This is a genomic window from Nocardia sp. NPDC058497 (assembly GCF_042720195.1).
Taxonomy (GTDB): Bacteria; Actinomycetota; Actinomycetes; order Mycobacteriales; family Mycobacteriaceae; genus Nocardia.
Window position 1 is genome coordinate 1 of record NZ_JBHXMY010000418.1, and the last position, 5,310, is coordinate 5,310.

Annotated in this window: 3 protein-coding genes and 1 pseudogene; 3 read left to right on the plus strand and 1 reads right to left on the minus strand. The window is 69.8% G+C overall.

Annotated elements, in window-relative coordinates; genetic code table 11:
* Positions 1-305: pseudogene (locus tag ACFWPJ_RS23600) on the minus strand (helix-turn-helix transcriptional regulator); the annotation flags it as partial.
* 85 nt (positions 306-390) lie between these two features.
* Here ACFWPJ_RS23600 and ACFWPJ_RS23605 point away from each other — a divergent pair.
* From ACFWPJ_RS23605 to ACFWPJ_RS23615, 3 genes are all read left to right on the plus strand, one after another.
* Positions 391-2,019, plus strand: a complete 1,629-nt coding sequence (locus tag ACFWPJ_RS23605) for an AMP-binding protein (protein WP_378854568.1) — start codon at positions 391-393, stop codon at positions 2,017-2,019.
* Positions 2,019-3,632, plus strand: a complete 1,614-nt coding sequence (locus ACFWPJ_RS23610; RefSeq protein ID WP_378854569.1) for an AMP-binding protein — start codon at positions 2,019-2,021, stop codon at positions 3,630-3,632. Before ACFWPJ_RS23605 ends, ACFWPJ_RS23610 begins: the two co-directional genes overlap by 1 nt.
* Positions 3,633-3,680: 48 nt before the next feature.
* A partial coding sequence (locus ACFWPJ_RS23615; protein ID WP_378854570.1) for a Tex-like N-terminal domain-containing protein occupies positions 3,681-5,310 on the plus strand: 1,630 nt, incomplete at its 3' end.

Genomic DNA, 5,310 nt, shown 5'->3' on the forward strand with positions numbered 1-5,310 from the left:
GACCGCAGTCCCTCGCCGCAGACCGGCCCGTCGTAGTGGTGGGTGATCGAGGACGCGCCCCGGTAGTCGGCCACCGCGGCAGGCCGGTGGTGGTCCATGACCTGCCCGCCGAGCCCGGAGGTACGCAGCACAGACAGGCCGCGCAGCCCGGTGGTGACCGTGCCGACGAACTCGGTGAGCAGCAGCGTGTCCTCGTCGACCGGCCCGCCGAAGACCACCGGGACATTCGCCCGGCGCGCCACCCAGCGGATCTCGGCGCGCAGCGCATCGCCGTCGCGGGGACGCAACAGGGAAGTGGCCGGCATCGGTCACCCCTTTTCGGGGGTAGTGGCGAACGTGAAGTGTGCCACATTCTAGGACAGACCTGGTGGCCCGTTGAGGAGAACTGCGATGAGTACCGACCTGGACGCGCGAGTGCGCGCCCTGCTCGACTGTTACGACGGACCTGAGGCCTGCGCGGCCGCGTTGCTGTGCGACCGGCATCCGGCCGGTCAGGTCGCGTTCACGGTGGTCGAGTCCGATCTGAGCGCGCACGAGCTGACCTACGGCGAGCTGCGGGAGCGGTCGGCCCGTTTCGCGGCGGCCCTGGCCGAGCTCGGCGTCGGCCCCGGGGATCGGGTGGCGACCTTGATGGCGAAGTCCGCCGATCTGGTGGTCGCGCTGCTCGGTATCTGGCGGCGCGGTGCGGTGCATGTGCCGCTGTTCACCGCCTTCGCGCCGCCCGCCATCGGGTTCCGGCTCGGTGCGAGTCACGCCAAGGTGGTCGTCGTCGATGCCGATCAGGCGCCGAAACTGGCTGTGGGCGAGGACATTCCCGCCGACCCGGAGCGCCGGACGATCATCGTCGGTGCGGCCGATGTCCCCGGCGCGCTGTCTTTCGACGACCTGATCGCCACGCACCGGTCCGATGACCCACGTGCGGTCCCGGTGGTGGTCGGCGGTGACGGCTTGCTGGTCCAGCTGTTCACCAGCGGCACCACCGGCACTCCCAAGGGCGTGCCGATCCCGGTGCGTGCCCTGGCTTCTTTCCATGCCTACCAGGAGTTCGCCCTGGATGTGCGCCCCGAGGACGTCTACTGGAACGCGGCCGACCCGGGCTGGGCGTACGGGCTCTACTACGCCATCCTCGCGCCACTGGCGACCGGCGTGCGCAGCCTGCTGCTGCACGCGGGCTTCTCCGCACCGCTCACCCTGGACGTGCTGCGCCGCTTCGGCGTCACCAACTTCGCCGCGGCGCCGACGGTCTACCGTGCGCTGCGCGCGGGCGCGGTCCCCGAGGGGATCGCGCTGCGCCGGGCATCGTCGGCGGGGGAGCCGCTCACGCCGGACGTCGTCGCCTGGTCGGAACGCGCGCTAGGCGTCGCCGTCCGCGACCACTACGGCCAGACCGAACACGGCATGGTCATCTGCCACGCCTGGCACCCCGCCGTCGACCGGCCCGCGCCGCTCGGCTCGATGGGTTCCCAGCTGCCCGGCTGGACCTGTGCGGTCCTGGCCGAGGACGCCGACACCGAGGCCGCGCCCGGCGAGATCGGCCGGGTCGCCATCGACACCGAACACAGCCCGCTGCTGTGGTTCCTCGGCTATCTCGACGCCCCCGAGCGCACCGCGAGCCGCTACACCGCCGACGGCCGCTGGTACCTCACCGGCGACGTGGGCGCCCGCGACGCCGACGGCTTCTTCCACTTCAGCTCGCGTGACGACGACGTGATCATCATGGCGGGCTACCGGATCGGGCCCTTCGAGGTCGAGAGCGTGCTTGTCCTGCACGATCAGGTCGCCGAGGCCGCCGTCGTCGGGATGCCGGACGAGCTGCGCGGCGAGGTGCTCGAAGCCTTCGTCGTCCTGCGCGACGGCGCCGACGGCAGCCCCGAGCTGGCCGCCGAACTCCAGCGACTGGTCAAGGACAAGTTCGCCGCGCACGCCTATCCGCGGACGGTCCATTTCGTGTCGAGTCTGCCCAAGACCCCGAGTGGCAAGGTGCAGCGATTCGTGCTGCGCAACAAGGAGATCCGCTGATGCCCGAACTGAGTTACACCTATGGACTCGCCGACACCCCGCTGCTCGGCGACACCATCGGCGCCAATCTCGACCGCACCGTCGCGGCGTATCCCGACAACGAAGCACTGGTAGACCGTCCGACCGGCTGTCGCTGGACCTATCGCGAGCTCGGCGCCGCCATCGACGCCGTCGCGACCGGACTGGCCGCGCGCGGTATCGCCGCGGGCGACCGGGTCGGGATCTGGGCGCCCAACTGCGCCGAGTGGTTCCTGGTCCAGTACGCCACCGCGAAACTGGGTGCGGTCCTGGTCAATATCAATCCCGCCTATCGCACCAGCGAACTCGAGTACGTCCTCGGTCAGGCAGGCATCCGGCTGCTGATCGCCGCGCCGGAGTTCAAGACCTCGAACTATGTGGCGATGATCGAGCAGGTGCGGCCGAACTGCCCGGCCCTGGAACCGGTACTGATCCTCGGCACCGAGCAGTGGCAGCAGGTGGCGGCCACCGCGCCCGATGCCGCAGGACTGTCCGCGATCGCCGCGACCCTGTCCGCCGACGATCCGATCAACATCCAGTACACCTCGGGGACAACGGGTTTCCCGAAGGGCGCGACGCTGAGCCACCACAACATCCTCAACAACGGCTACTTCGTCGGCGAGCTGTGCGGCTACACCGCGGCCGACCGGATCTGCGTGCCGGTGCCGTACTACCACTGCTTCGGGATGGTGATGGGCAATCTCGCGGCGACCTCACACGGTGCGGCCGTGGTGATTCCGGCGCCGTCGTTCGATCCCGCCGCGACGCTGGCCGCCGTCGCCGCCGAGCGCTGCACCTCCCTCTACGGCGTGCCGACCATGTTCATCGCGATGCTCGCCGAACTCGACGCCGGTGCCGTCGCCGACCTGTCGAGTCTGCGCACCGGCATCATGGCGGGCTCGCCGTGCCCGGTGGAGGTGATGAAACGGGTGATCGAGCAGATGGGGATGGCCGAGGTCGCCATCTGCTACGGCATGACCGAGACGTCGCCGGTGTCCACCCAGACCCGCCGCGACGACAGCATCGACCGCCGCACCGCCACCGTCGGCCGGGTCGGGCCGCATCTCGAGGTCAAGGTGATCGACCCGGCCAGCGGGCGCACCCTGCCGCGGGGCGAGGCGGGCGAACTGTGCACCCGCGGCTATTCGGTGATGCTCGGCTACTGGGATCAGCCCGACAAGACGGCCGAGGCGATCGACGCCGCCCGCTGGATGCACACCGGCGACATCGGCGTCATGGACGACGACGGCTACCTCTCGGTCACCGGCCGGATCAAGGACATGGTGATCCGCGGCGGCGAGAACATCTACCCCCGCGAAATCGAGGAATTCCTCTACACCCACCCAGATATCGTCGACGCCCAGGTGATCGGAGTCCCCGACGAGAAATACGGGGAGGAACTCATGGTCTGGCTCCGCCTGCGCGAGGGCGCCCCCGTCCTCGACGCCGCCGCGATCCGCGCCTTCTGCACCGGCCGCCTGGCCCACTACAAGATCCCGCGCTACGTGCACGTGGTCGACGAGTTCCCGATGACGGTCACCGGCAAGATCCGCAAAGCCCAGATGCGGGAACTGGCCACGGATCTCCTCGCCTGACCTGGGAGTCGGCCGGGTTGTCGGGGAAGCGCTGTAGTCTCTGCGGTCGTGACGACAGCGCCCGAGACCGACACAACGACCATCCTCGCCAGCGTGGGCAGGCGGATCGCCGACGAGCTGGGGGTGCGCGAGACCCAGGTCCGCGCCGCCGTCGAATTGCTCGACGGCGGTTCGACGGTGCCGTTCATCGCGCGCTACCGCAAGGAGGTCACCGGCGGCCTCGACGATGCCCAGCTGCGCCAGCTCGACGAACGGCTCGGCTACCTGCGTGAGCTCGACGAACGCCGCGGCGCGATCATCGAATCCATCCGCGGCCAAGGCAAACTCGACCCGGCGCTGCACCAGCAGATCATGCTCGCCGAGACCAAGGCCCGCCTCGAGGACATCTACCTGCCGTACAAGCCCAAGCGCCGCACCAAGGCTCAGATCGCCCGCGAAGCCGGGCACGAGCCGGTGGCCGACGCCCTGATCGGCGATCCCACCACCGACCCGGCCGGCTACACCGCCGAACAGCTCGACGGCGCCCGCGCGATCCTCGTCGAACGCTTCGCCGAGGATGCCGACCTGGTCGGTGAACTCCGCGAGCTCATGTGGAACCGCGGCCAGGTCACCTCCACCGTGCGCGCGGGCAAGGAGGAGGCGGGCGCCAAGTTCGCCGACTACTTCGAGTTCAGCGAGCCGTTCCACAAGCTGCCCTCGCACCGGATCCTGGCGCTGCTGCGCGGTGAGAAGGAAGAGGTGCTCACCCTGCACCTGGAACCCGACACCGAAGAGCCCGAGCCTGGCGCGCGCACCATCTACGAGGGCCGCATCGCGGTCGCCTTCGGCATCGCCGATCAGGGCCGCCCGGCCGATCCATGGCTGCTCGACACCGTGCGCTGGGCCTGGCGCACAAAGCTCCAGGTGAGCCTGGGCATCGACACCAGGATGCGGTTGCGGCAGGCGGCGGAGAAGGACGCGGTCGACGTGTTCGCCGCGAACCTGCGCGACCTGCTGCTCGCCGCACCGGCGGGCACCCGCACCACGATGGGCCTCGACCCGGGTTACCGCACCGGCGTGAAGGTCGCGGTGGTCGACGCCACCGGCAAGGCCGTGGCGACCGAGGTCATCTACCCGCACAAGCCGCAGGGCCAGACCGAGAAGTCCCTGGCCGTGCTGGGCGCGCTGGTGGCTCGGTTCAATGTCGAGCTCATCGCGATCGGCAACGGCACCGCCTCGCGGGAGACCGATGCCCTTGCCACCGAACTGATCTCGCGCATCCCCGAGAACAAGCCGACCAAGATCGTGGTGTCGGAGGCGGGCGCCTCGGTGTACTCGGCCTCGGCCTACGCCTCGGCGGAACTGCCCGACATGGACGTGTCGCTGCGCGGCGCGGTCTCCATCGCCCGTCGCCTGCAGGACCCGCTCGCCGAACTGGTGAAGATCGATCCCAAGTCGATCGGCGTCGGCCAGTACCAGCACGACGTCTCCGAGACGCTGCTGGCCCGATCGCTGGGCGCGGTCGTCGAGGACGCGGTGAACGCAGTCGGTGTCGACGTGAACACCGCCTCGGTGCCGCTGCTCTCGCGCGTGTCGGGCGTGTCCGGGTCGGTGGCGGAAAGCATTGTGGCCCACCGCGACCAGAACGGACCCTTCCGCAGCCGGACCGCCCTGCTCGAGGTGCCCCGCCTCGGCCCCA

Excerpts from the sequence above, each read along its gene's own strand:
- ACFWPJ_RS23605 (WP_378854568.1), top strand. The coding sequence starts at position 391 with ATGAGTACCGACCTGGACGCGCGAGTGCGCGCCCTGCTCGACTGTTAC.
- ACFWPJ_RS23610 (WP_378854569.1), top strand. The coding sequence starts at position 2,019 with ATGCCCGAACTGAGTTACACCTATGGACTCGCCGACACCCCGCTGCTC.